We start from the raw sequence: 24,747 nt of genomic DNA, 5'->3' as shown, positions 1-24,747 counted from the left end.
AACATGTTGAGCAGTCCAAAATGACCGCTATATTAACCAAGGGGGTCAGTTTTTAAATGCCGTTAGGGGGTTATTTTTACACTGCCGCTAACATGTCGACTTTAAGAAGTGTGGCTTTAGGGGATAATATTTCCGCTTTAGATGATCGTTTGACCGTAATGCTAGGTGCACGTTATCAAGAAGTTGATCAAGATGTCTATTCTTATGGTACATATCTATATAATATCAATAAAGATAAAGTGACACCTGCATTAGGCATCAGTTATAAAATCACGCCTGAATTGGCGGTTTATGGCAACTATGTCGAAGCTTTGGTACAAGGTGATGGTCTGTTAGACAGCAGTACTGGTAACTATTATGTTGCTGATCCTTTTGTGTCCAAACAAAAAGAAATTGGCTTGAAATATGAAAATGGTGCAATTGGTGGTGGTTTAAATTACTTCAACACTGAGCGTCGTAAAGCTGCTGTAAATACAGCAGGTTCAGCTCAACTCACTGATGCGAAAAATATTCATCAGGGTATTGAATTTAATGCCTATGGTCAATTAACCGATGCAGTTCGTATCTTAGGTGGTGCTACATGGATTGATACAGAGCAAAAAGAAACGTATCAAGGTTTGTTTGATGGCAACCAAGTGATTGGTGTGCCAGAGTTTCAGGCGAATGTAGAAGCAGATTGGAAATTACCTGTACCACAAGATGTTTCAATTAATGGTCGCGTCGTTTATACCGGTAGTCAGTACGCAAATAATGCGAATACATTAAAATTAAACGATTGGACGCGTGTAGATGTGGGGGCGAATTATAAAACCCAGATCAATCAAGTTCCAACAGTGATTAATTTTGGTATTACTAACTTATTTGATAAAGAGTATTGGGCTTCAGCAAGTACCAATGATTATACATACTTAACACTGGCACAACCTCGTACATTTACTTTAAGTGCATCATTTGATTTTTAATCGAATGAAAAAAAGAAAACCTCCTTTATAGGAGGTTTTCTTTTTTAGATGAGCTTATTTATAAAATTGCTTTAAGGCGAGCAATGACTTGTTCACACTGTGCAAGATCTGCAACTAGCGCAAGACGTACATGGTTTTCGCCTGGGTTACCTTGCTCAGTATCGCGTGACAAATAACGTCCAGGAAGCACTTTGACATGTGCTTTTTCCATGAGCATTTTTGCAAAAGTTTCGTCATTATCGACTTTTAACCAGTAGTAAAAACCTGCATCTGGTTTTTGTAGGGGCAGTATATGGCCCAATTCCTTTTGAAATAAATCAAATTTTGCACGATATTGCACACGATTTGCTTCAACATGCGCTTCGTCATCCCATGCTGCAATCGAAGCCAATTGGTGCTGTACAGGCATCGCCGCACCATGATACGTACGGTATTGCAAATAAGGCTTGAGCAATGCTGCATCACCCGCGACAAAGCCAGAACGCATACCTGGTAAGTTTGAGCGCTTAGACAGTGAGTGGAATACGACACAGTTTTTGTAGTCGTCTCGGCCAATTTCAGCACAAACTTCGAGTAAGCCCACAGGTGCAGTATCAAACCAAAGCTCTGAATAGCATTCATCCGATGCAATGACAAAACCATATTGGTCTGAAAGTTCGATTAATTTTTTGAATTGTTCTTTTGATAACACCGCACCTGTTGGGTTACCCGGTGTACAGACAAATAACAGGGCTGTTTTCTCCCAGACTTCAGCAGGCACAGAATCAAAGTCACCGAGATAACCATTTTCTTCGGTACAATTTACAAAATACGGTTTTGCCCCAGCAAGTAAAGCGGCACCTTCATAAATTTGGTAGAACGGGTTAGGCATAACCACATAAGGCCCGTCTTCACGATTCACCAATGCCTGTACAAAAGAAAAGATTGCTTCACGGGTGCCCGAAACAGGCAATATATTGTTTTCTGCACTAATCTGATTGAGTTGAAAACGACGAGTCAGCCAATTTGCAATACTGATCCGTAACTCGGGTATACCTTTACTGTTTGGATAGGTCGATAAATGCTGAAAATTATCGATAATGGCTTGTTTCACAAACTCGGGTGCAGGATGCTTAGGCTCACCAATCGATAATGGAATGAGGGGTAAGTCTGCGGGAGTAATATCCTGAAATAGTTTATTCAACTTTTCAAAAGGATAAGGGTGTAAAAGGGATAAACTCGAGTTCATGAAACAAAATACCAGTGTGTATTGTTAATGTTGACCACAGACCTGACTAGAGGCTTCATCTAAGGCTGATTTTAGTTGTGCAGCAAAAGTTTCAGCTTCAGTTTCAGTCATGGGTTGACCATCTTTTTTGGTGACAAAGAAAATATCTTCGGCACGCTCACCTAGGGTGGCAATTTTAGCAGAGTGAATATCTAATCCTTGCATCATAAACAGCCCGCCTACTTTGGCAAGTAAGCCGGGATGGTCAAGTGTTGCAATTTCAACCATGTTTTGTTGCAGTGCTTCATTCAGCGTAATATCAACGGTGTTTTCAATGTCGAAATGGCGTAGCTGACGAGGGATGCGACGTTGCATGAGCCCAGGGTATTTATCTGAATTGGCTAATGCATCTTTTAATGCTGATAGCACTTTTGCTTCACGTTCAGGGTCGGTTAGCAGCGTACCAAAACGGTCAAGAACGACATAAGTGTCTAAGCTAAATGCTTTGGTTGCGGTAATAATACGCGCATCTTGTACGTCCAAATTCATACGATCGAGAATAGCAACCGTTGTTGCAAACAGATTGGGCTGATCTTGGGTATAAATAAAGATTTGTACTGCATCTTGAGCAAATTTACGCTGTGCACGCATCAAAACAAGTGGTTCAGGGTTGTCACCGTGCTGTAAAATAGCACGTGTATGCCAAGCAATTTCATCAGCAGATTCTTTGAGGAAATATTCATCCCCCAGTTCTTGCCAGACTTTTTCGACATTATCTAGAGCAAACTCTTCGACCAGTTGTTCGCTGGCAGAAAACTTGGTGTCCTCGATGAGCATTTGATAGTCCACAGGACGGCCTAAACCTGAGCGAATCACGTCACGTGCATGGGTATAGAGCTGACGCATAAGAGATGCGCGCCACGTATTCCAAAGTGAAGGATTGGTTGCATTGATATCCGAAACTGTCAACGTATATAGATAGTCGAGATGTTCCATGTCGCCCATTTTCTCAGCAAAAGCTTTAACCACATCGGGGTCAGAAATGTCTTTCTTTTGAGAAGTGACGGACATGAGTAAATGGTTTTGGATGAGCCATGCGACAAGGTTGCATTCGCGTTCGGTAAAACCATGACTACGACAGAATTCAATCGCATCGGTTGCACCTAGCTCACTATGGTCTCCGCCACGGCCTTTAGCAATATCATGGAAAATGGCAGCCAAATAAACAATGTCACGACGTGCCAGACGTTGGAACACTGAACTGACGACAGGGAAGTCTTTAGCAAACTCAGGTTCTTTGAAACGGTTTAAGTTGCGCAGTAATAATAAAGTATGTGCATCTACGGTATAGATATGGAATAAGTCATACTGCATCAACCCCATAATCTGCCCAAACGCAGGAATGTAGTTGCCTAAAACGCCATATCGTTTCATTGCCACCATGGTTTCGTATAAACGATGGGGTGAGCGAATGATGGCCATAAACAGGGCTTGATGTGCTGGATTATCTCTATATTTTTGGTCAATGCGTTTAGCTGCCAAAATTAACAGACGTAGCGTACGTGCGCGAATACCTGTAATTTCAGGTCGATTGGCCAATATATAGAAAATTTCTAAAATAGCACTTGGGTTTTCAGAGAAAATCTTATGGTGTTGAACGGCTAGTTTGCCGTCGACCAGTTTAAAATTTTCATTGATTTCCTCAATGTTACGCTCATAGTTCGGTAGGCGTGGGGTAATCACAGATTCATTGAAATAAGCCAACAGCATTTCATTCAGCGTGGTGACTTGTTGAGCGCTTCGATAATAACGCTTCATGAATTGTTCAATTGGATAATTCGGTGATTTACCTTCTTCACGCACATAGCCAAACTTTGCAGCAATGTCACGTTGATAGTCGAACAGTAAACGGTTTTCATCACGTTTAGTGAGGCGGTGTAGGTGATGACGAATTTCCCAGAGGAAGCTTTCGGCTTCTTCTAATACCCCTAACTCAAACTCTGAAATAAAGCCTAAGTGCACCAAGTCATAAATACGGTTGACGCGGAAATGCCGTTTAGCAATCCAACCAATTTGGTTAATGTCCCGAATGCCACCCGGCGCGTTTTTAATATCGGGCTCTAGATTACTTTCCGTAAAGTTATGCTGTGCATAACGCTTAGCCTGTTCTTCCATTTTTGCATCATAGAAGGTTTTGTCTGTCCATGTTTGTGAAACAATGCGTCGCGGCCATTTGGCTAAGTGTTCATTACCTGTAATTAAACGAGATTCGATGAGGGCTGTGGCAACTGTTAAGTCGGAGGTTGCTTGTTCAACACAGTTGGCAATGGTACGTACACTAATACCGGGTTTGAAATTGCCGACATCCCAAAGTGAGGAAATAAAGACTGAAATGAGTTTCTCTTGTTCTTCGCTAAACTCATCCTCAGACAAGATCATGATGTCTACATCTGAGTAAGGCAGCATCTCTCGGCGACCGTAACCACCGACAGCAAATAAACTTAAGTCTGTCTGATCGAGTTTTGCATATTTCCATAGGAAAATAAGTGCTTCATCGATCATATTTGAACGCGTTAAAATGACATCACGGATGGATTGGCCATGATCAAAACTTTCTTGTAATTGATTTTCGACATCACTACGCCATTGATTAATCGCTTTGATGTCGTGATTACTGCTGACATAGTTAAGCAGTGGAGAAGTATTGATCATGAACCGTATCCGTATATTTTAACAATGCTTAATTTTGATGAACGCTCACCAGTCCAGCAGTTTGTGCTGCTAGTTCACGCGCTTGGTCGGTTGTTTCAGCACGTGCTGTCGCAACGCCCATACGGCGACGTGTAAAGCCTTCTGGTTTTCCAAAAATGCGTAAATCAGTATTTGGATTTGCCAAAGCAAGATTTAAGCCAGAAAAAGATAAGTTATTATCATCTACGCCTGCATAGATGACGGCACTCGCTGCAATGCTATGACGTGCTGTATTGACAGGTAGACCCAAAATCGCACGTGCATGTAGTTCAAATTCACTTTGGAACTGAGAGGCAAGCGTCACAAGACCTGTGTCATGTGGGCGTGGTGATACTTCACTAAACCACACTTTATCGCCTTTGACAAAGAGTTCTACACCGAAAATACCACAGCCACCCAATGCGATGGTGACTTTATTGGCAATACGCTTTGCTTCGTCAAGTGCCGCTGGTGTCATGGCTTGAGGCTGCCAGCTTTCAACATAGTCGCCCGCATCTTGGCGGTGACCAATTGGGTCGCAGTACGAAGTTTCAATTTCACCTGTTTCTGGGTTTTTTGAACGTACTGTTAATAGCGTAATTTCAAAATCAAAATCAATTTGTGATTCTACAATTACTGTTCCTTGATTTACACGACCACCTGTTTGTGCATATTCCCAAGCAGCATCTACTTCTGAAAATTCTTTTACGCGGGATTGGCCTTTACCAGAAGAGGACATGACTGGTTTAACAAAGTTTGGATAACCAATGTCATCACATGCAGCACGGAAAGATTCTAAAGTATCTGCAAAACGGTAAGCCGATGTCGGTAAGCCCAGTTCTTCCGCAGCTAAACGACGGATGCCTTCACGGTTCATAGTTAAATTGACCGCTTTGGCAGAGGGAATGACTGTCGCAATATTATCTTGTTCGATTTCGACCAATACTTGCGTTGCAATCGCTTCAATTTCGGGAACAATTAAATTCGGCTGAACGTCCTGAATGAGTTGTTTAAGCGCAGTCGCATCTGCCATATTTAAGGTATAGGCATAGTGTGCCACTTGCATTGCAGGAGCATGATTGTAACGGTCAGCAGCATGAACTTCTACACCTAAACGTTGTAAAGAAATCACAACTTCTTTCCCAAGCTCTCCAGAACCCAATAGCAGGACTTTAAATGCTGAAGGCTGAAGTGGAGTACCAATAGTAACGCTCATGTAAATCATCCATGCTTGATTTTATGGGCTTTTAGCATAGCAGAACTCTGAAAGGTGTTCAGGGTTCATTCACATAAATTAATGATATTGTCCAACAATTTTTCTTATAAAGCTGTGCATTCCAAAGTCAAAATTTTCATGCAAAAGGATGCTAAATAAACTTTTCCAATCAAGCTGGAAATGACTTGCATAGCTGAGCGTTTCAAATAGCACATCAGGTTTTGACGGATGAAAGATATGGGTTAAAAAGGCATAGGAATATAGGTATAAACCAAACCATAGCTCAGTGCTGCGGTGAGTGTGGCAGGGACAATTTGCTTAAACTTGAAATAAAGTCCAGCTAATACGATAAAGCCGACCAACATGGCAAAACTTTTATTGGGTGTATCTAACAGTGGTGGCAAGGTGGCAACCACGAGCATCGAACTGATCGCCGCGATACCAATCGAACCCAATGCAATTTTTAACCATAAGGCACCGCGCTTTTGTGAACCTTGCTGAAATTTTTGAATGACGAAGAATGGGCCAAAGCGTGAGGCAAAATTTGCAATACCCACTAAAATGCCGACCAAAATAATTTCGATATTCATGGTTGACCTCCCATATGTTCAGGATCTGGTTTTTTCAGTACATAGTGCTTAAACAAACCTGCAAATATACCCGAACTGATACCAATAAAAATTGCAGCAGATAAGTCAATAAAATAGCAGGCAATGGCAGATACAAGAATGGTCACAGCCACCACAAAAGTGTGTTTCTTTTCAAAAGCTGCCAATAAGAAACTTAAGAACAGTGCAGGTAATAGAAAGTCTAGAGCGGCTTGTAAAAACTGGGGTAAATGACTGACTTGGTCTGCAAACATTCCACCTAGAAAAGAACCTGTAGCCCATGCGAGCCAACTAAACAGGCTTAAGCCCAGCATCCAAGACTCAGACCACTCTTGGCGACGTTGCGATAATTTAATCATGCCTGAGGCAAAAACTTCGTCGGTTAGCCCCCATGACCAAATAGCAGTTTTCTTTAGGTTCAGTTTATCTTGAATTAAGTTTTGTAGCGCAGGGCCATAGAGTAAGTGACGAATATCTAGGGCAATTACAGTGAGGGCGGTCATCCAAATAGACGTACCACTACCCAATAGTGCGACCACTAAAAACTGACTGGCCCCTGCATACATTGAGCAGGATAAAAATAATGCCTCCCATGCACTAAAGCCAAATTGGGTTGCAGATACACCAAAGGCAAAAGAAACAGGCAGATAGGTAAAGATAATCGCTTGGCTATCCTTAGCCCCTTGCCAAAAGCCAGCAGCTTGTGCAGGAGTGGGATTAAGTTCGGACACAACACACCTTGAAGAAGACTTTATCAATAGGTCAAAATTGATTGTGTATTGTAACTGAATTCACTAGCATAGTGCCCAATTGTTTGTTGAGGCGTTTAACCATGTTGAAGCTCGAATTACGTACTTTAGGGCTGACTGCAATCATTGTAAGCAGTTTACTTTTGCAAGCTTGTGGGCAGTCAGAGCAAGCTCCTGAACAAAAAGTAGAAATTAAGGCTGCGCCAAAAATTACCAATGACGCTACGGAATATGCCCAGCGTACTTGGGTGTTTATCAATGAAGTAGATGGCTTGGTCTATAACAAGCAACTGGATCAGATAGAAGCTAAAGTCCGTCATCCTGCACGTAAACTCAGTACGGACTGGCGTATTAATGTCAAAATGACAGATTCGGTGACCGAAGGAAAATACGCCCTGTGTCGTAAAGCCTTGACCAGTTTAGAAGTGTGGGCACGTGAGACCTTAGATGGTGCTTCGAGTGTTGCACAGAAACAGAGCGATTATGAGCGTGATAAAGCACAATGTCGGGGCGCAATTGATAACCCAAGTTTAGGCAATACGGATCCTAAAAAAGTAGGCGTCTAAGACTGATATAGCATGCCCAAAAGCGAGTTTTTAAAACTCGCTTTTTTATGGTTGTAGCTTTAATGAAAAATATAATAAAAATAGTAAATTATCCCAATGCAGTAAAATATCGGAATTAAGTCGAATTTTAAGGGTTAATTTAAAAAATTAGTTGTTGTGATGTTTACATTAATTATTGGTCAAATGCTGCCACAGCAGTCCAAAGTCGTTGAGAAAAATAGTCAAGACGTTACGCCGTGTAGCAATATTTTTATACATCTTTTTTATATTGAATTGCGCTCTTAAGGAGCATGCTTGATTGTCTATTCTGAGCTATGTGCCATTTTATGCAGCATTGCAGGATCTAAAATCTTAATCTTTTTAAAAGCAATTGCCAGTATTCCTTGTTTTTCTAAGTTTTGAAGTTCTTGGTTGATGGTTTGGCGTGAACACATCAGCATTTGAGCCAGTTGCTCCTGTGATAAATGGATTTCATCATTGGTAATCGACAGATGGTTGCCATAACCGCTTAAAATAAACAGTAAGCGTTGAGCCAGTCGTTGACTGATATTTTGACTTTGGATTGCGATCAGTTCTAAAAAAGCGAGGCGTAACTTCTGTGAAGCAAGCTGTGCAATATGAAACCAAAATTCTGGGGTAGCTTGGATAAACGCCTCAACATCGCGTTTAGGCAGATGGAGCAGGGTGCTTTTTTGAATAGCAATCGCATCGTGCGAACGCGGTTGCTGATCTATTAACGAAATTTCTCCAAACCACATAATCGGTTCAGCGATTGCTGCAACGGCTTCTTTACCTTCAATGTCGACATGACCTAAACGAATTGCGCCGTTCAAGACTGCATAGATGCCATCAAATAAATCTCCAGAGTGAAAAACAGCTTGGTCTTTTGCAACCTCAATATATTTGGCATGTTGCACAATATACTGTTGATAGGCTTGTGGTAGTTTGGCGAACCAATTGTTATTGAGTAATTGTTGTTGATGTTGAACTTCCAGCATTCCGCGTCCTTTCGTGATTGATCGAGCAACTTGTCAGGTCGACGACAACTTTATGAGCTGTTTTCCTTTAAAGTTATTCTATATCGTGATCAATATCATGCAATAAGGAAATACAGTATGAATAAATTAGAAAAATTATTAAGTCAGTATGCAGCTTATCATCTTGATCATAAAAATATCGTGACCCACTTTGTGGGTATTCCGTTGATTGTGTTTTCAATTATGTGCTTAACCGCAAGAGCTGGCATGACTATTGGCAGTTTTGAAATTACCTTGGCGATGGTTTTGATTTTAGCGAGTATTGTTTACTACTTAAGCCTAGATCGAATTTTTGGTGTGATCATGCTGGTGATCTATACCATGGCTTATCCATTGGCTTATAAAATTGCACAGTTTGATTTGGGGCTTTGGTTAAGTCTCAGTATTGGTATTTTTGTCGTCGGCTGGGCGTTCCAGTTTGTCGGGCATTTCTATGAGAAGAAAAAACCGGCCTTTATGGATGATGTGATTGGCCTAGCTATCGGACCATTATTTGTTTTGGCGGAAATGGTGTTTATGCTTGGTTTTAGAAAAGACATCGAACAACGTATGTTAGATGAAGCGCGTAAACAGCGTGCAGCAATGGATAATAAGCATGTCTCTGTGACATCACACTAACTGAATTATTTTATCGATAAAAAAAGCCAGTGAATTTCACTGGCTTTTTTTATGCTGTTTTAAGATGTCTTCGCGACTTTATGTGTATCTGGTTGAGCTTTGGGTGTATTCGGGCTTGGAGCATGAGCATCTTTATGGGATTTATTAGTCATATCATTGGCTTTCATTGAATCATGCTTGGCCATTTTATCTTGCTTCATGGCTGGATCGTGTTTGACTGTTTTGTCTTGTTTCATTGCCTGATCATGTTTCGTCACGTTCATGGTTGCGACGCACTTACCACCTTTATGATTTGCACCTGTACCACCCGACAGAGTTGTTCCTTGTGGGCATGCAAATGCTGTAGCGCTAAGCGTTGTGAATAAACCTGCTGATCTTTTTCATTTTCGTTTGTTCAAGGAAGGCATTAGTGCCTGTGATTAAATTAGCGATAATACGAAAGAATAGAAGTGATAATATTGTGTGAGATCCAAAGGGATCAGGTGTTCATATGTTATTTAATGCTGTTTTTAAGCTTGGTTTAAGCTTATAAAAAACCCGATGGGTATCGGGTTTTTTATATTCGAAATGGCTTATACGTTAAAGCGGAAGTGTAGAACATCACCGTCTTGAACGATATACGTTTTACCTTCTAAACGCCATTTACCTGCTTCTTTCGCACCTGCTTCACCGTTGTATTGAACGAAATCGTTATAAGCAACACATTCAGCACGGATAAAGCCTTTTTCGAAGTCAGTGTGGATCACACCCGCCGCTTGTGGTGCAGTTGCACCGACTTTAACGGTCCAAGCACGAACTTCTTGTACACCCGCCGTGAAGTAAGTCTGTAAACCTAAAAGACCGTAGCCTGCGCGAATTACTACGTTTAGGCCCGGCTCTTCCATGCCTAAAGCTTCAAGGAACTCAGCACGGTCTTCGTCTTCAAGCAGTGAAATTTCAGCTTCGATTTGGTTGCAAAGCGGAACGACGATTGCATTTTCTTCAGCTGCAAGTTTTTTCACAGCATCTAAATGCGGGTTGTTTTCAAAACCATCTTCTGCAACGTTCGCAATATACATGGTTGGTTTTAAAGTCATTAAACCAAAACCACGAACCAGTTTACGTTCGTCGTCATCTAGGTCAGCTGCACGAGCAGGTTTGCCTTCATCAAGTAAAGGTAAAATTTTGTCTAAAACCGCTTTGGTTGCAAGCGCTTCTTTGTCGCCACCTTTTGCAGATTTTGCTAAACGAGTCACTGCTTTTGTCACAGTTTCTAAGTCAGCAAGTGCAAGTTCCGTATTGATGGTTGCGATGTCATCAAGCGGGTCAATTTTACCGTTAACGTGAATGACGTTTTCATCTTCAAAACAACGTACAACGTGAGCAATCGCATCTGTTTCACGGATGTTTGCAAGAAATTGGTTCCCCAAGCCTTCACCTTTAGATGCACCCGCAACTAAACCTGCAATGTCTACAAATTCCATCGTCGTTGGAATCACACGTTGAGGTTTTACAATCGCTGTTAATTTGTCTAAACGTGGATCTGGCACAGGAACGATGCCTGTGTTTGGTTCAATGGTACAGAATGGGAAGTTTTCAGCAGCAATAGCAGCTTTAGTCAATGCATTGAAAAGTGTAGATTTACCAACGTTCGGCAAGCCGACAATACCGCAATTAAAACCCATGAAATAACTCACAACGTGTTATATAAAAATTGCCAGTGATTTTACATGAAAGCCATGACAAAGTCAGGTGTCAGGGGAGAAGAATCAAATTTGTAAATCATGTTGTGGGCAGAACTTCCTCATTTAAGCCCTATGTACGAGCCTTTTAAGCCTTTTCTTTTAATAAAGAAACCAGATTTAAGAGGTCAGTTGCATGTAGATCATTGTCTATGCAAGGACTAGAGTCTTTCAATTGAGCTGCACCATACTCAAAGGGGCGTTCAATATAAGCTGTCAGAAGTCCACAGCTACGCGCTGCGGCAAGGTCATCTTGATGAGTGGCAACCATCATCACTTGATTCGGTGCAATATTGAGAAAGTCTGCGACACCTAAATATGTTTTGGGAGAGGGTTTGTAGGCTTTGAAATTTTCAGCAGAGAAAATAGTGTCCCAAGGCAATTTTGCGTACTTTGCGAGATCGATCAATAAGCGAATGTTGCCATTTGAAAGGGTGCAAATAATATAATCTTGTTTTAATTGATTGAGTGCTGCGACTGTATCTGGCCAAGGGTTGAGACGATGCCAAATAAAGTTTAAATCCATTTTTTGAGCTTCGGTCAGTGTGGAGATTTGATATTTCGCTAAAAGCTCATCCAAAATGAGACGGTGAATATCATCAATGGAGGTCCACGGCTGCTGACCTGACAAAACCTGATCCATTGCAGGTCGATAGCCTGCTCGCCAGTCTAATGCAAATTGGTTGGCATCGATGTTCAAGGCTAGATGTTCCACTTCTTGAACGATTGAAGAATGCCAGTCCACGACAGTTCCAAAGATGTCGAAAGCGAGTACTTTAATTTTAGGGGGAATGATGCATATTGAGGTGGTTATTCTTATTTAGGCTTGAGGATACGTTATAGCTTATTCATTTCTATCTGTATATTCAGAGCCATATTTTCTATGTGAATTTGAAAGAAAAACAATGTTGATTCAGTTGAGTAGATTGCTGTCATAAATCAAAAGCGATTATAAATGAGTAGTGAACTTCATACTGAAACACCCTCCTTAGAAAAAGGAGGGGGCTAGAAAATGTGAATGGACAGTATAGTGCTCTACTTGATGTGGGAGATGGGATTAAACTTTCCTTTTATCGAGTTGATTTGCCAGATTGTCTCCAATCGCTTGTACACACATCACCAAAATCACGAGCACGACAATCACGGCCAACATGATCTGCATATCAAAACGCTGATAACCATAACGATAGGCGATATCACCTAAACCGCCAGCACCAATTGCGCCTGCAATGGCAGAGGAGTTAATCATGGTCACAATGGTTACGGTAAAACCTGCGACAATTCCAGGAAGAGCTTCAGGTAACAACACATGCCAAATGATTTGAGTACGGTTACAGCCGATAGCTTGCGCAGCCTCAATCAGCCCTTGATCTACTTCGCGTAAACTGACTTCTGCAATTCGTGCAAAAAAGGGTGTTGCTGCTAAGGTTAAAGGGACAACTGCTGCCCAAACACCATAACTGGTGCCTACAATCCAACGGGTGAGTGGAATGAGGGCCACCATCAAAATCAGGAAGGGAACGGAACGGGTGATATTCACCAACCAGCCTAAGCTATGGTTAATACTTTTAGAGGGATAAATGCCATGCTCAGAGGTACTGACCAGAACCACTGCCATTGGCAGACCAATGAGTAAGGCAAAAAACGCAGATGCACCGACCATGATTAAGGTGTCGATGGTGCCTGTCAGTAATAAATCAATGAGTTGGTCGTGCATAGCCCAGTACCTCTACATGTGTCACATGCGCTTTTAGTTTTTGTAGTAGCGATTGAATTTCTAAGTCCAGTGTGGGGACAGCAATAACCAATGTTCCAATTAAATGGTTTTGGATGGTGTCGACCTGACTTTGATACAAATGTACAGTTTGTGGAAAATGCTCCAATATCTGTTTTAGGTCAGGTGGATGATGCGCATCTGACGTCGATCGAATTTTGAAAATGGCATGTGTATCGAGCTGCGTAGGTTCAGCATTTAAGCGAAAAGGCAAATCGAGTTGTTCTAGATTCAGTAGTTCTTGGGTAATGCCTTGTTGGGGTTGAGAGAACACCGACCAAACTTCGCCTGATTCCACAATTTCACCAGCATCGATGACCACGACCTGATCGCAGATTTCCCGAATCACTTGCATTTCATGGGTAATCAATACAATGGTGATACCCAGCTTTTGATTAATCTCTTTGAGTAGGGACAACACTACAGAGGTACTTTCTGGATCGAGAGCAGATGTCGCTTCATCACAGAGTAAAATTTCAGGATGGTGGACCAATGCACGGGCAATGCCGACACGCTGCTTTTGACCACCAGACAGTTGTGATGGGTAGTGCTGTAGCTTATCGCTTAGCCCAACCAACTGTAAAACTTCATTGACACGTTGTTCGATGTCTTGTTTGGGATAATTGGCCACTTTGAGGGGCAGTGCGACATTTTCGTAGACTGTTTTGGCAGACATTAAATTAAAATGCTGGAAAATCATACCAATGCGTTGGCGGAGCTGAATCAGCTCAGCGTGGTTCAATGCGGCCAAGTCTTGTTGATGGATATGGATATGGCCTTCACTGATACTTTCTAAACCATTTAAGGTACGGAGTAGGGAAGATTTACCTGCGCCACTTTTGCCAATAATGCCAAACACTTTCCCTGTCGGGATGTCGAGGTCAATATTTTTGAGTGCATGTACAGTATGCCCTTGTACTGCATAGTGTTTGTTTAAGTTACGAATTTTGATATGTGGAATTGAAAAATCCACATGAGAACCAAAGCTGACCATTCTTTTTCTCCTTATTTCCAGCCTTCAAACCACAGACCTTGGCCAAAATCACGGTCTAAAATTTCTTGAACATGTTTTGAGTTTTGGAATGCTTGCACAAAAGTCGCAAGTTTTTGGTTTTGATCTGGATAGTCTTTACGTGTCACAAATAAAATGGCGTATTTCTTGTCTATCGGATCAAGAAAAAGGGCATGATGCGGATCTGTGACCTTGGCCATTTTTAAATAATGCGGGAAGCCAAAAATTAAATCGGCATCATTAAACGCATGGGCAGTTTGTGGGCCTTCGACTTCAATGAACTGAAGCTGTTTAGGATTGCTCACAATATCTTTTACGGTAGACAGTTCATTGTTGATGTCTTTGAGCTGAATCAAACCTGCGCTATGTAGTAAAATCAGTGCACGCGCCGAATTCACTGGGTCATTCGGGATGACCACACGTGCTTGAGCTGGTAGTGCATCTAAGGACTTATATTTTTTTGAATACAGTCCGACATGACTTCCTGTTCCTGTGGCGAATGCATGCAGATCATAATTTGTTTCGCGAATCGCATTGCGTAGAAAGACACTTTGCTGAAAAAAATTGGCATCAATGTCACCATTTTGCACAGCAACATTTGGCGCATGCCAGTCAGAGAATTCAACCAGTTTGACTTGAATGCCTTGCTTTTTTACATCGTCTGCCACGCTTTGCAGCAGTTCGGCATAAGGTGGGCTAATACCAATTGTTAAGACATCATCTTGCACATGGCTTTTGCTATAGCGGTAACCCGCTAGAGCAAAAATTGTCATGATGATGCTTAAGCCAATCAGCCATTTTTTTCGATTTTGAGTGAAAGATTGCGTCATGGCTTATACTCACTTCCAACCTGGGAACCAAAGTTTTTCACCAATTTCACTATTCAAAGTCTGTTTAACTTTGTCAGATGTTTGATAAATTTTGATGAACTTTTCAAGTTGCGCGGCTTTCTCTGGATGTTGCTGTTGGTAGTCGTCACGCACCACAAATAAAATCGAATACAGAGTATTGGTGTTGTCATCTAAGATCAGTGCATCATTTGGGTCAATGGTTTTTGCAAGACGTAAATAATGTGGATAGCTAAAGACCAAGTCAGCATCATCAACGGCACGTGCAGTTTGTGGACCTTCAACTTCAATAAACTGGAGCTTTTTAGGATTGCTCACAATATCTTGCAGGTTCGATAGATGATTGTTTGGGTCTTTTAAGCTAATCAATTTAGCCTGTTGTAACAGTAAAAGTGCACGACCTTGATTCACTGGATCATTTGGAATAACTGTACGTGCATTTTCAGGAATCGCATCAATCGAGTCATATTTTTTTGAATATAAACCGACGTGTGTGGTGACGCCTTTATCCAGTGCTTTCAGTTTAAATTGAGTTTCTTTGATGGCGTTATCTAAGAAGGGCTGATGCTGAAAATAGTTGGCATCAATATCACCATGGTTGAGCGTGACATTGGGGGTATTCCAATCCGAAAACTCCACCAGTTTGACGTTGATGCCTTGCTGTTTCGCCTCTTCCACAGCCACCTTTAATGGATTGGCAAAGGGTGGGCTGATCCCAATCACCAATTCAGAGTTACTCGATTTTTTATGATAAGACCACGCCACCAGTGCAATGACGATGGCAGCGACAATTACCCCAATAACGGTAAATTTTGTTTTTGCAGTTTGAGCCATGATATTTCTCGTATTTTAAAATTTATGCGGTTTGTTTTTGCTGTGTTTTAGGATGAGCGCACGAGCTTTGACATCGATACTGCTGTATTGGGTGGTTTGCGGCCAGTCGGTCACCTTGAGCGAATAATTTGTGGCGTAAACTACCTGTTTCATAGGCGGTTTTATAACGGCCACGCTCTTGTAATTCTGGAATGACCCAACGAATAAAGTCTTGATGTGACTCTGGGGCAACGGTTCGTGTGAGATTAAAGCCGTCTACGCCAGTTTCATCTAAGAGCTGAATGAGTTTTTTTGCTACAGTTTTTCCACTCCCGACGATCAGTGGATAGCGTCCACCGAGTACATGTTGGGCTTTCAAATCCGTTCGCGTAACTTTTTGCTCTTTAAATTTGTTATTGACCGAGGCAATGCTATTGGTTTGTTTATAAGGAATCGCTTCATCATCTGTGAACTGCGCTAAATCAATTCCGACTGAACTGGAAAAATGCGCCAAACCTGCTTCTGGACTGGCATAGCGAATATATTCGGCCAGTTTTTCTTGTGCGAGTTCGTCCGTTTCTGCCGTCACTACACTAATGCCAACAAAGAGTTTAATGGCTTGCTCATCACGGCCATGGCTTAATGCAAGCGCACGAATCTTATCGACTTGCTGTTTCAGTTTTTCAGGTGTGTCAGCACCAATAAACAAGGCTTCAGCATGTTGAGTTGCAAAAGCTAATCCTTTGCTTGAAGCGCCCGCTTGATAAAGTACAGGCGTGCGCTGAATAGATGGGGAAACCTGAAAAACACCCTGACTTTGGAAAAATTTGCCTTGATGCTGTATGGCATGAACTTTTGAAGGATCGGTAAAGACACGGTTTAACTTATCTTTTTGTACGGCATCGTCTTCCCAAGAACCTTCCCAAAATTTATAGCAAAGTTCGAGAAACTCTTCAGCTTGTTCATAACGCAAGTCGTGATCTTTTAAACCTTTTTGACCAATTAACCGTTCTGCGCTGTCTAAGTAACCCGTGACAATGTTCCACCCAATACGACCGTGGGTTAGATGGTCGAGGCTCGCAAAGCGTCGTGCAAATTGGTAAGGCGACTCATAGCTCAAATTTACAGTGACACCAAAACCTAAGTGCTGTGTAACGGCAGCCATGGCAGAAACGAGGGTACTTGGGTCATGGCTTGGAAGTTGAATTGACTCTTTTAGGGTTAAATCCAGACCATTTTGATAAACATCATAGACACCCGTAATGTCGGCGATAAATAAACCATCAAATAAACCTTGCTCTAAGGTCTGCGCCAAATCTGTCCAATAGCTGAGCTCATTAAAGCGATGTGACTCATCGCGTGGGTGTGTCCACAAACCGTGATTGATATGACCTACGCTATTCATATCAAAGGCATTCAAGATGATTTGTTTCGGGTTTTTATTTTGAGATGATAGTGTCATTACAATGTCCCTCTGCGTGGCGGAAGTACACCGTTAAGAAGATAATTGGCAATGAAGTAATATTTCCAACGTGAGGCATCATGTAGCGTGTGAACACGAGCATTACGCCAAAAACGGTCTAGGCCATCTTCACGCTGACTACCACGACTGCCTGCCAGTTCAATCAATTTTGAAGCAGCTTTTAATGCGGTTTCTGTGCTGTGTGCACGAACTTTCGCTACATCGAGTGATGCTTTAGCAATGTTCTCTATGGTTGGATGGGGACGGGCTGCATCGATTGAGCGGGCTGCTTGTTTGAGTAGGACTTCACTGGCACGCACATCGGCAACTACTCGTCCCAGTTCAAACTGTGTTAGAGGATCATCGGTTGCCTGTTCAACAGCAGAGTCAATCCACGGACGAGCCTGACGCACACGAACCAGTGTTTCCTCAAAAGCAGCACGCGCAATGCCTGTTTCAATGGCAGCATGCATAATTTGAGCAAAAGGGCCAACCAGAGTCGGTCTAGAAAAAACGGTATCGAAAGGAACAATATCTTCCGCAACTACAGCGACATGATTGAATTTGACTGTACCGCTGCCTGTGGTGCGTTGACCAAAACCAGACCAATCATCTATCAGTTCGAGTCCTTGGCTACTCCGTGGTATAAAGACAAGAAACTCTTTGTCATCGGCATCTTTGACTAAAGTGGGGATGCGGTCTGCAAACAGACTGCCTGTGCAATAAAACTTTTCACCATTGACCACATAGCCTTGTTCAGTTTGGCTGAGTGCAGTTTGTTTTTGTGTTGCGTTTTTAGTTTTAAACTCTGCCAAGGCATTACCAAAGCGTGCACCTTTTAGCACTTCTGCATAGAGTTTACGCTTTTGTTGTTCAGTGCCGTTGTTACGTAAAACCTCTAAGGCATAGAAATGGTTCTGGGGAATTTGTCCAATCGAACCATCTACGCCACTCATTAGTGCGATAATTTGTGCGACCGTATAGCTGGAAACATCTGCACCCCCGAATTCCTTCGGTACAGTAATGGCCCAAAGGCCAGATTGGCTATAGGTCTCGATTTCCTCAAAAGGCAAAATTCGTTCCGCATCACGTTGGATAGCCTGTTGTTTAAACTGCTCAGCTAAATTTTTGGCAATCTCTAAGGCTTCGGCATCGCTTTGAATAATATGTGCATACGCTGCATTTTTGGATTGAAGTGGAAGAATAGGTTGAAATGAAGTCATGACGTTCTCCTTAAATCCAAGCGTGGCGAGCAGGAAAAGTGTTGTTTAAATAGTAGTTACCTAGTGCATGCAGCTTCCAGCGGATCGGGTCGTGTAAGGTATGCACACGTGCATTGCGCCAATGTTGATCTAAATTATGTTGGCTTAGGCTCGAACGACTGCCGCCAAGCTCTAGGAGTTTTTCAGAAATTTGTAGTGCAGCATCATTGGCATAGACCTTAGCTTCGGCGACTAGAATGGAAGCTTTAGCTGCTTGTTCGGCACTGACAACGCTCAGTTGGTCGAGCTCATCTAAATATTCAGCAGCTTCATCGAGCAGTAGGATAGCGGCATCTAACAGGACTGCGGATTTGCCGACTTCTTGTAAGGTGTAATGTTCAAAACTGGCTTTCTCAACTTGCGCATCGACAATTGGTCGGGCTTTTTTAACTGCTGATAAAGTGTCTTCGAATGCGGCTTCTGCAATACCGACATCAATCGCAACTTGCATTAACTGCGAGAAAGCACCGCGATAATTGACGTCTTCAGCCAGTTTCCGCTCATCAAAGATAAGTAGTGGATCGACTTCAACCCCTTGTAATTTTACTGTGCCGCTTGAAGTTGTACGCTGACCAAAACCGTTCCAGTTATCGATGACTTCAATGCCTTGTGCTGTGGCATCAACAAGCGTCAGTACCACATATCCTTCAGGGTGGATGGCTTTAATGGCTAACCAATGAGCAAAGCTACTGCCTGTAGAGTAGAACTTTTCACCATCGACATAGTAACGACCATTTTCAATACTTAATGTCGTACTCAGGGTTTTAGTGTCTTTGGTATTTCGTTCGGGGCCGCCATTGGCAAGGCGTTTGCCGTTTAATATTTCATTAAAAATAAACTGTTTTTGTTGTTCGCTGCCCAAGATATCAATCATGTTGAGCAGCGCAATTTGGTTTTGTGGAATTTGGCCAACACTTGAGTCGGCTTTATTAATAATGCGAAAAACCTGAGCTAAGGTTTTGTTGGAAACAAATGCGCCTCCAAAAGCTTGAGGAATACGAATCCCGCCTAATCCTTTTTGGCTAAATAACTCGACTTCAGCAAAAGGAAGCTGACGGTTCTGATCACGTTGATCCCGACCTTCTAAGGCAAAGTCAGCGACATGATAGGCTGCATTAATCGCATCCTGATCATTTTGTATCACGTGAATATTTTTAGAGAGTGTATGAGACATAAAAGCACCTTTACTTAATGCCTATACGCTACTTGGGATTGCTTGAATGATTAAATGAAGGATTTTGAATTACTTAGCAGCTAAAAATTTAAAAATAAAATATGCTAAGTTTAATCATTTAGATGATATGTTAAGGATTTGAAAAATAAGGAATAACCAATTTAACTGAGGACTGAATGGGATGATCAAAGTCTTACTTATCAAGATTTGAGATATTGTAGAGAAAAAAATGTATAAATTTGATAAAGACTGTTGAACATTTGCTAGGCAGTTTTGAGTAAAAAGTACATTGTAAATCCTAAATACAGTGACTAAAGTATCCAACTGAAATAGATGGCTTTTCTGAAAAGCCAAAATAGAAAAATAAATGTGGAGCATTTATGAGAACTTTATACCAGTTTCCTTTATCTCATTTTTGTGAGAAAGCTCGCTGGTTGCTCGATCATAAAGAGCTAGATTTTGTCGCACAAAATGTGGTGCCTGGGGTTCACCGGGCTTTTGCACAGTTAAAGACAGGGCAAAATAAACTGCCTATTTTGCGTGATCAGGACAAATGGGTCGCTGATACCACCGAGATTGCGTTATATCTTGATGAGCGTTATCCAGAACATCGACTGTTACGTAATGAAGCACAGCTTCGTAAAGAGGCTTTAGATGTTAATGCGTTAGCCAATGATTTGGGATTGCATGTGCGTCGTTGGGGATTGGCGCATGCATTGTCCGATAACGATCAATCGCTACAGATTATGTTGGGTGAAAAGGGGTATTTACGTAAATTTGAAAAATACACCAAACCTTTAATGAAAACTTTGATGTCGAAAGGCTATGAGTTGAATGTAGAGAAAATAGAGCATTCGAAAGTTGAAATGCAGCGTTTAATTGAGGTCTTGAATGAAAAGTTAATTGCTAATCATGGACGTTACTTTGTCGGGGATCGTTTAGGTTTGGCGGATATTGCTGTGTGTTCGATGTTGGCGCCTGTGCTGGAGATTAAGGGGACACCTTGGGAAAAAGACCATGAGGAAAGTCTATCTGAAGAATTTAGTGCTTATAAAACCTATTTAACCAATTTACCCTTGGGGCAGTATGTTTTAAGAGTCTATCAAACTGAGCGCAATGCTCGAGTCGACTGGCGCGGCGTTTAAAATAAGCTCAAGCCAAACAAGGTAAAGGTTGTGTGTAATACAGACAATCTTTGCCTTTCTTGTATTTTCAATATCATGATTTATAGAAGCTGAATAGAAATTTTCTCAGTCTATTTATAACTTTGTAAAAGATCATGGCACTCTTTGTTTGAAAAAGCTGATATCTTTTTATCAATCTCAAAATATATGAGAAAAAATGCAAATAAGCTTTATCTTTCATTTGAAATGCTTAATATAAAATAAACACCTATAAACATAAGTTGTCATGAGAGTTAAATAATGGAATTAGATCGTTTTGATAAGCAAATTTTAGAAATTTTAAGTAATGAAGATATCAATCTAAACGAATTATCAGAGCGTATTAATCTATCGGTCAGTTCAGTACATCGTCGTATTAAGCACCTCATTGATAACGACATTATGACCAAAGTTAAGCGTGATATTAACTATCAAAAGCTCGGTTTTAGTCTACATGTTTTACTCCAAGTATCTTTGAGCAAGCACGATACCGACACTTTTTCCAAGTTTTTAGAAGAGCTAGAAAATATTCCTGAAGTGACCAATGCCTTTTTAGTGACAGGGCAGTCGGCAGACTTTATCGTTGAAGTTGTGGCAAGAGATATGGAAAACTATAGTGATATTTTACTCAAACGCATTGGTAAAATCGAACATGTGGTGGCACTGCACTCAAGCTTTGTGATTAAAGAATATAACGTTTTTAACTGTAGCGGTTTGTTGAGCAAGGTTTAGCGTATGCTGAGGTTCTATGCAGCTACTGAGTATCAAGCATCTTGCCATCAAAAATTTGTATACTATCAGCGACAACTTTTAGCTATCATACCCAAAGCACAGATTGAACATATTGGTTCATCTGCCATTCCTTATGCAGTTTCTAAAGGTGATTTGGATATTTATGTTGCTGTTGATGCTGTAGATTTTGACTCAGCCATCATTAGTATTTCCAGTTTAGGTTTTGTTGAAAAGCTTGATACTTTAAGAACGCATGAACTGTGTATGCTAGAGTCGCTACAGCAGGATGATGTTGCTATTCAATTGGTTGTGAAAAACTCTCAGTGGCAAAGTTTTTTGATCTTTCGTGATCGCTTGTTGAAAAATCAGAATTTAGTCATGGCGTATAACCAATTAAAACAAGACAGCCAATATTTAACGATGGATGAATATCGATCTAAAAAAGCAAAATTTATTGAAAGTGTATTCAATCAGCCATAAAAAATGCGCTCTCAAAGTTATGTTTGAGAACGCATTTTTATAAAGCAGTAGATTAGGCGTCTAATTCTGCCAATACCGCGTCAGAGAATTCAACGTTGGTATATACGTTTTGTACATCATCTAAATCTTCAAGCATATCAATCATTTTCATAATCTTTTTCGCTTGGTCGATATCGGTGATTTCGGCTTTAGTTGAAGGGCTCATGACCACTTCAGCATTGTCCGATTTTAAACCTGCAGCAGTTAAAGCATCTTGTACATCACCAAAAGATTCAGGTGTAGTAATGACTAAGATTTCATCTTCATCGACTTCGATATCTTCAGCACCTGCTTCAAGTGCCACGTCCATGATTTGATCTTCTAAAGATACATCTTCAAAAGTGATCTCACCACGTTTTGTGAACAAGAAAGCAACTGAACCGTTTGTGCCTAAGTTACCATCTGTTTTTGAGAAACAGTGACGGACATCTGGTACAGTACGGTTTAAGTTGTCAGTCATGGTTTCTACAATAACTGCAACTCCACCAACACCATAACCTTCGTAGGTAATTTCTTTTAAATCATCGTTATCTTCACCACCAGCACCACGTTGGATTGCACGGTTGATGACGTCACGTGTCATATTTACAGAAAGTGCTTTTTCTACAACCGCACGAAGACGTGGGTTGCTTGCAGCATCACCACCGCCAAGCTTTGCAGCAGTTGTTAATTCACGAATAAATTTGGTAAAAAGTTTACCACGGCTAGCATCTTGTTTTGCTTTACGATGCTTAATATTGGCCCACTTGGAATGACCCGCCATGCGAAATATGCTCCTTGTAGATTGGCTTTGTGCCTATCAAATTGTGCAAATTCTACCATAAGCACTTTTTTATGCGAAAGTAGGTGTTTTTCTGAAAATCGCCTGAACAAACAAAAAAAGAATTAAAATTGTTTGAAATAAAGCCAGTTATTTAAAATTTACCTTGTAAAGGAAGTTCACTTTAAAAATTAACTGTTGGGAAACACCCACAGAGACCTAAAAGAATTGGGTTTTCACATTCTTTTAGGTTAATTAAACGACCTTATTGTGCAGCAGTCTTAGGTTTAGGAATCTCAATATCTAAACCAACATGCTCTTTATAAAGTGCTTTAATAAGCGCTAAGTCATGATCTAGATCTGTTGGGTAGATTTTTCCAAAAATACCACCTTGCTTGGTTTTTGAGTTCGCGTACATCAGCACAATAGGCACATTGGCTGCTTTAGCAATATGCCAAAACCCAGTACGAATAGGTTTGCGTACTTCACCTGTTTTGGCACGTGTCGCTTCAGGTGCAATGACTAAATTGAATTTTTCATTTTGGCTAAAGTGTTCAACCATTTGAGACACAATGTCTTTATTTGACTTACGATCGACTGCGATACCGCCAATGGCTTCGAGTATGGGCTTCATTGGCCCTTTAAATAATTCTTTTTTAATCAGAGTATGGATTTTCATATTGTAGATTTGAAAAATCGCCAGTGACAAGACAGCATCCAACATAGAAGTATGTTCAAATCCAATAATGACTTGCTTGTCTTCCAAAACGTTTGGTTCTACATGATATTTCCAGCCTGCGAGTTTAAACGCAGACTCACCAATGAATTTTTTTAACATGAGCATAAAAATACAAGTGTTTTTTAAAGAGGCTAATGTCTGCTTGTTTACGGTTTGAGTCAAGTCCTACTTGATTACACTTGCCACTTTTATGAATGGGCTTGAATCCTCATCAGTTGAACAAGGAGAGGGCAAGAATTGAACACTAAGATGTTTTAAATCTAATCAAATAGAAAATAAATACGGTGAAAATGAAAATATCACTATTCATAATCTAAATGACAGATTAGACTTTGGTCTAAGATTAAAGTGTGCATTTTCACACTTTAACTTTGGTTTAACAAAGTTCAGGATTGTTAAAATGGCTTATCTTTCGACTTTTGTATGTGCAATAGTTCTCTTTTCTTTGGTTGTTATTTGGTCAATTATTGAGTTTTTAATTGACTCACGAAAAAAAGAAGAAGCCAGTATTTAGTTTTTATCCAATTTAATTAAATTTTATTATTCTAGTATTTATAAGTGCTTTTGAGTCTTAGTATGTAATTCAAAGATCGTGAAAGACCTGATATGTCAGTTTGATGATGTAAATTTCCCTGATTGTTTGGATAGTGTACAACCATGTATGAAAAAGCTTGTCTTTTGAAAAAATCTTCGATAGTATTCATTTCGCCTGAACTTGTTGATATATAACAAATTCAGCATATTAGGGCCTATAGCTCAGTTGGTTAGAGCAGCGGACTCATAATCCGTTGGTCGACAGTTCAAGTCTGTCTGGGCCCACCAAATTCACCCTCGTAACTCTTTGAGTTATGAGGTTTTTTAATATTTTCTATTTTCAGACCATCGGTTTTTCGGTCTATTTTTTGTGGTCCAACCGTTCGATAGTTCGTTGGTCTATATGTAAGTTTTCGGTTTTTTGCACTAATTTGTTTTTCATTCTGCACGGCTTTGTTGCACAAACCTACCGATAAAGTCTTATTCGGCAATATAATTCGCAAATGAATAAGCCCACACCTAAAATCTATCGTACAACCAA

General features: G+C 40.9%; 23 protein-coding genes, 1 tRNA gene and 2 pseudogenes. 7 read left to right on the top strand and 19 right to left on the bottom strand.

The annotated features are described in order from the left end of the window. The first annotated feature begins 92 nt into the window (after nucleotides 1-92). Entirely contained in the window at nucleotides 93-962 is an 870-nt protein-coding gene (locus tag AXW61_RS13900) for a TonB-dependent receptor (protein ID WP_240487473.1), read from the top strand. Between the two features lie 58 nt (nucleotides 963-1,020). Here the strand turns inward: AXW61_RS13900 and dapC are convergent, their stop codons facing one another. The 5 genes from dapC to AXW61_RS13875 all read right to left on the bottom strand — a co-directional run bounded on the left by dapC (nucleotide 1,021) and on the right by AXW61_RS13875 (nucleotide 7,454). Beyond that, nucleotides 1,021-2,190: a succinyldiaminopimelate transaminase gene (dapC, locus tag AXW61_RS13895; protein ID WP_062034770.1), complete on the bottom strand. Its 1,170-nt coding sequence runs from the start codon at nucleotides 2,188-2,190 to the stop codon at nucleotides 1,021-1,023. Between the two features lie 24 nt (nucleotides 2,191-2,214). Next, nucleotides 2,215-4,881, bottom strand: a complete 2,667-nt coding sequence (gene glnD / locus AXW61_RS13890; RefSeq protein ID WP_062034769.1) for a [protein-PII] uridylyltransferase — start codon at nucleotides 4,879-4,881, stop codon at nucleotides 2,215-2,217. 28 nt (nucleotides 4,882-4,909) lie between these two features. Continuing rightward, nucleotides 4,910-6,124: a formate-dependent phosphoribosylglycinamide formyltransferase gene (purT, locus tag AXW61_RS13885; protein WP_171254086.1), complete on the bottom strand. Its 1,215-nt coding sequence runs from the start codon at nucleotides 6,122-6,124 to the stop codon at nucleotides 4,910-4,912. 233 nt (nucleotides 6,125-6,357) lie between these two features. After that, on the bottom strand, nucleotides 6,358-6,705 hold the full coding sequence (ygaH, locus tag AXW61_RS13880; RefSeq protein ID WP_062034767.1) for an L-valine transporter subunit YgaH: 348 nt from the start codon (nucleotides 6,703-6,705) through the stop codon (nucleotides 6,358-6,360). Beyond that, nucleotides 6,702-7,454 carry an AzlC family ABC transporter permease gene (locus AXW61_RS13875; RefSeq protein WP_062034766.1) on the bottom strand — a complete coding sequence of 251 codons (753 nt, stop codon included), beginning with the start codon at nucleotides 7,452-7,454 and terminating at the stop codon, nucleotides 6,702-6,704. Before AXW61_RS13875 ends, ygaH begins: the two co-directional genes overlap by 4 nt. A 101-nt stretch (nucleotides 7,455-7,555) precedes the next feature. On the opposite strand from AXW61_RS13875, the gene AXW61_RS13870 reads away from it, so the two are divergent. Beyond that, nucleotides 7,556-8,038: a hypothetical protein gene (locus tag AXW61_RS13870; protein ID WP_062034765.1), complete on the top strand. Its 483-nt coding sequence runs from the start codon at nucleotides 7,556-7,558 to the stop codon at nucleotides 8,036-8,038. A gap of 302 nt (nucleotides 8,039-8,340) precedes the next feature. Here AXW61_RS13870 and AXW61_RS13865 read toward each other — a convergent pair whose 3' ends face one another. Then, entirely contained in the window at nucleotides 8,341-9,036 is a 696-nt protein-coding gene (locus AXW61_RS13865) for a Crp/Fnr family transcriptional regulator (protein WP_010326580.1), read from the bottom strand. A 117-nt stretch (nucleotides 9,037-9,153) separates the two neighbouring features. Here AXW61_RS13865 and AXW61_RS13860 point away from each other — a divergent pair, with 117 nt between their 5' ends. Next, entirely contained in the window at nucleotides 9,154-9,693 is a 540-nt protein-coding gene (locus AXW61_RS13860; RefSeq protein WP_062034764.1) for an Mpo1-like protein, read from the top strand. Between the two features lie 59 nt (nucleotides 9,694-9,752). Here the strand turns inward: AXW61_RS13860 and AXW61_RS13855 are convergent. The 10 genes and pseudogenes from AXW61_RS13855 to AXW61_RS13810 all read right to left on the bottom strand — a co-directional run. Further along, nucleotides 9,753-10,067 (bottom strand): annotated as a pseudogene (locus AXW61_RS13855) (hypothetical protein); the annotation flags it as partial. 198 nt (nucleotides 10,068-10,265) lie between these two features. Beyond that, on the bottom strand, nucleotides 10,266-11,357 hold the full coding sequence (gene ychF / locus AXW61_RS13850) for a redox-regulated ATPase YchF (RefSeq protein ID WP_004693442.1): 1,092 nt from the start codon (nucleotides 11,355-11,357) through the stop codon (nucleotides 10,266-10,268). Nucleotides 11,358-11,502: 145 nt separating this feature from the next. Continuing rightward, on the bottom strand, nucleotides 11,503-12,159 hold the full coding sequence (locus AXW61_RS13845) for a haloacid dehalogenase type II (protein WP_240487472.1): 657 nt from the start codon (nucleotides 12,157-12,159) through the stop codon (nucleotides 11,503-11,505). A gap of 312 nt (nucleotides 12,160-12,471) precedes the next feature. After that, nucleotides 12,472-13,131 (bottom strand): methionine ABC transporter permease, encoded by a 660-nt coding sequence (locus tag AXW61_RS13840; protein ID WP_004693438.1) that lies wholly within the window; start codon nucleotides 13,129-13,131, stop codon nucleotides 12,472-12,474. Beyond that, nucleotides 13,112-14,182, bottom strand: a complete 1,071-nt coding sequence (locus AXW61_RS13835; protein ID WP_062034761.1) for an ATP-binding cassette domain-containing protein — start codon at nucleotides 14,180-14,182, stop codon at nucleotides 13,112-13,114. The genes AXW61_RS13840 and AXW61_RS13835 overlap by 20 nt, the downstream gene beginning before the upstream one ends. Nucleotides 14,183-14,193: 11 nt before the next feature. Next, nucleotides 14,194-15,030 carry a MetQ/NlpA family ABC transporter substrate-binding protein gene (locus tag AXW61_RS13830; RefSeq protein ID WP_062034760.1) on the bottom strand — a complete coding sequence of 279 codons (837 nt, stop codon included), beginning with the start codon at nucleotides 15,028-15,030 and terminating at the stop codon, nucleotides 14,194-14,196. A gap of 9 nt (nucleotides 15,031-15,039) precedes the next feature. Then, nucleotides 15,040-15,882 carry a MetQ/NlpA family ABC transporter substrate-binding protein gene (locus tag AXW61_RS13825; RefSeq protein WP_062034759.1) on the bottom strand — a complete coding sequence of 281 codons (843 nt, stop codon included), beginning with the start codon at nucleotides 15,880-15,882 and terminating at the stop codon, nucleotides 15,040-15,042. 22 nt (nucleotides 15,883-15,904) lie between these two features. After that, on the bottom strand, nucleotides 15,905-17,323 hold the full coding sequence (locus AXW61_RS13820) for an LLM class flavin-dependent oxidoreductase (RefSeq protein WP_062034758.1): 1,419 nt from the start codon (nucleotides 17,321-17,323) through the stop codon (nucleotides 15,905-15,907). Continuing rightward, complete coding sequence (locus AXW61_RS13815) at nucleotides 17,323-18,546, bottom strand: SfnB family sulfur acquisition oxidoreductase (RefSeq protein ID WP_062034757.1); 1,224 nt, start codon at nucleotides 18,544-18,546, stop codon at nucleotides 17,323-17,325. Before AXW61_RS13815 ends, AXW61_RS13820 begins: the two co-directional genes overlap by 1 nt. Before the next feature lie 10 nt (nucleotides 18,547-18,556). Then, nucleotides 18,557-19,759: an SfnB family sulfur acquisition oxidoreductase gene (locus AXW61_RS13810; protein ID WP_062034756.1), complete on the bottom strand. Its 1,203-nt coding sequence runs from the start codon at nucleotides 19,757-19,759 to the stop codon at nucleotides 18,557-18,559. 380 nt (nucleotides 19,760-20,139) lie between these two features. On the opposite strand from AXW61_RS13810, the gene AXW61_RS13805 reads away from it, so the two are divergent. The 3 genes from AXW61_RS13805 to AXW61_RS13795 all read left to right on the top strand — a co-directional run bounded on the left by AXW61_RS13805 (nucleotide 20,140) and on the right by AXW61_RS13795 (nucleotide 22,134). Next, nucleotides 20,140-20,904, top strand: coding sequence for a glutathione S-transferase family protein (locus tag AXW61_RS13805; protein WP_005399594.1), 765 nt, complete (start codon nucleotides 20,140-20,142; stop codon nucleotides 20,902-20,904). A 279-nt stretch (nucleotides 20,905-21,183) separates the two neighbouring features. Continuing rightward, complete coding sequence (locus AXW61_RS13800; RefSeq protein WP_004693423.1) at nucleotides 21,184-21,654, top strand: Lrp/AsnC family transcriptional regulator; 471 nt, start codon at nucleotides 21,184-21,186, stop codon at nucleotides 21,652-21,654. Nucleotides 21,655-21,657: 3 nt separating this feature from the next. Then, nucleotides 21,658-22,134 carry a GrpB family protein gene (locus tag AXW61_RS13795; RefSeq protein WP_205630090.1) on the top strand — a complete coding sequence of 159 codons (477 nt, stop codon included), beginning with the start codon at nucleotides 21,658-21,660 and terminating at the stop codon, nucleotides 22,132-22,134. Nucleotides 22,135-22,186: 52 nt separating this feature from the next. Here AXW61_RS13795 and AXW61_RS13790 read toward each other — a convergent pair whose 3' ends face one another. Beyond that, nucleotides 22,187-22,936 carry a YebC/PmpR family DNA-binding transcriptional regulator gene (locus AXW61_RS13790; RefSeq protein WP_004693421.1) on the bottom strand — a complete coding sequence of 250 codons (750 nt, stop codon included), beginning with the start codon at nucleotides 22,934-22,936 and terminating at the stop codon, nucleotides 22,187-22,189. A gap of 262 nt (nucleotides 22,937-23,198) precedes the next feature. Beyond that, entirely contained in the window at nucleotides 23,199-23,771 is a 573-nt protein-coding gene (locus tag AXW61_RS13785) for a 1-acyl-sn-glycerol-3-phosphate acyltransferase (protein WP_062034771.1), read from the bottom strand. Between the two features lie 646 nt (nucleotides 23,772-24,417). On the opposite strand from AXW61_RS13785, the gene AXW61_RS13780 reads away from it, so the two are divergent. Then, nucleotides 24,418-24,494 (top strand) — tRNA-Ile (locus tag AXW61_RS13780). Here AXW61_RS13780 and AXW61_RS17710 read toward each other — a convergent pair. After that, nucleotides 24,473-24,747 (bottom strand): annotated as a pseudogene (locus tag AXW61_RS17710) (hypothetical protein); the annotation flags it as partial. The gene AXW61_RS13780 and the pseudogene AXW61_RS17710 sit on opposite strands and share 22 nt — an antisense overlap.

The organism is Acinetobacter sp. BMW17 (genome assembly GCF_001592855.1).
Taxonomy (GTDB): domain Bacteria; phylum Pseudomonadota; class Gammaproteobacteria; order Pseudomonadales; family Moraxellaceae; genus Acinetobacter; species Acinetobacter johnsonii.
Note: the sequence above shows the minus strand (reverse complement) of the source record. Positions and strands in the feature narration are given on the sequence as shown.

Bases quoted from the DNA above. Each gene is read 5' to 3' on its own strand.
- AXW61_RS13900 (WP_240487473.1), top strand. From the start codon at position 93: ATGTCGACTTTAAGAAGTGTGGCTTTAGGGGATAATATTTCCGCTTTA.
- dapC (WP_062034770.1), bottom strand. From the start codon at position 2,190: ATGAACTCGAGTTTATCCCTTTTACACCCTTATCCTTTTGAAAAGTTG.
- glnD (WP_062034769.1), bottom strand. From the start codon at position 4,881: ATGATCAATACTTCTCCACTGCTTAACTATGTCAGCAGTAATCACGAC.
- purT (WP_171254086.1), bottom strand. From the start codon at position 6,124: ATGATTTACATGAGCGTTACTATTGGTACTCCACTTCAGCCTTCAGCA.
- ygaH (WP_062034767.1), bottom strand. From the start codon at position 6,705: ATGAATATCGAAATTATTTTGGTCGGCATTTTAGTGGGTATTGCAAAT.
- AXW61_RS13870 (WP_062034765.1), top strand. From the start codon at position 7,556: ATGTTGAAGCTCGAATTACGTACTTTAGGGCTGACTGCAATCATTGTA.
- AXW61_RS13865 (WP_010326580.1), bottom strand. From the start codon at position 9,036: ATGCTGGAAGTTCAACATCAACAACAATTACTCAATAACAATTGGTTC.
- AXW61_RS13860 (WP_062034764.1), top strand. From the start codon at position 9,154: ATGAATAAATTAGAAAAATTATTAAGTCAGTATGCAGCTTATCATCTT.
- ychF (WP_004693442.1), bottom strand. From the start codon at position 11,357: ATGGGTTTTAATTGCGGTATTGTCGGCTTGCCGAACGTTGGTAAATCT.
- AXW61_RS13840 (WP_004693438.1), bottom strand. From the start codon at position 13,131: ATGCACGACCAACTCATTGATTTATTACTGACAGGCACCATCGACACC.
- AXW61_RS13835 (WP_062034761.1), bottom strand. From the start codon at position 14,182: ATGGTCAGCTTTGGTTCTCATGTGGATTTTTCAATTCCACATATCAAA.
- AXW61_RS13830 (WP_062034760.1), bottom strand. From the start codon at position 15,030: ATGACGCAATCTTTCACTCAAAATCGAAAAAAATGGCTGATTGGCTTA.
- AXW61_RS13825 (WP_062034759.1), bottom strand. From the start codon at position 15,882: ATGGCTCAAACTGCAAAAACAAAATTTACCGTTATTGGGGTAATTGTC.
- AXW61_RS13820 (WP_062034758.1), bottom strand. From the start codon at position 17,323: ATGACACTATCATCTCAAAATAAAAACCCGAAACAAATCATCTTGAAT.
- AXW61_RS13815 (WP_062034757.1), bottom strand. From the start codon at position 18,546: ATGACTTCATTTCAACCTATTCTTCCACTTCAATCCAAAAATGCAGCG.
- AXW61_RS13810 (WP_062034756.1), bottom strand. From the start codon at position 19,759: ATGTCTCATACACTCTCTAAAAATATTCACGTGATACAAAATGATCAG.
- AXW61_RS13805 (WP_005399594.1), top strand. From the start codon at position 20,140: ATGAGAACTTTATACCAGTTTCCTTTATCTCATTTTTGTGAGAAAGCT.
- AXW61_RS13800 (WP_004693423.1), top strand. From the start codon at position 21,184: ATGGAATTAGATCGTTTTGATAAGCAAATTTTAGAAATTTTAAGTAAT.
- AXW61_RS13795 (WP_205630090.1), top strand. From the start codon at position 21,658: ATGCTGAGGTTCTATGCAGCTACTGAGTATCAAGCATCTTGCCATCAA.
- AXW61_RS13790 (WP_004693421.1), bottom strand. From the start codon at position 22,936: ATGGCGGGTCATTCCAAGTGGGCCAATATTAAGCATCGTAAAGCAAAA.
- AXW61_RS13785 (WP_062034771.1), bottom strand. From the start codon at position 23,771: ATGTTAAAAAAATTCATTGGTGAGTCTGCGTTTAAACTCGCAGGCTGG.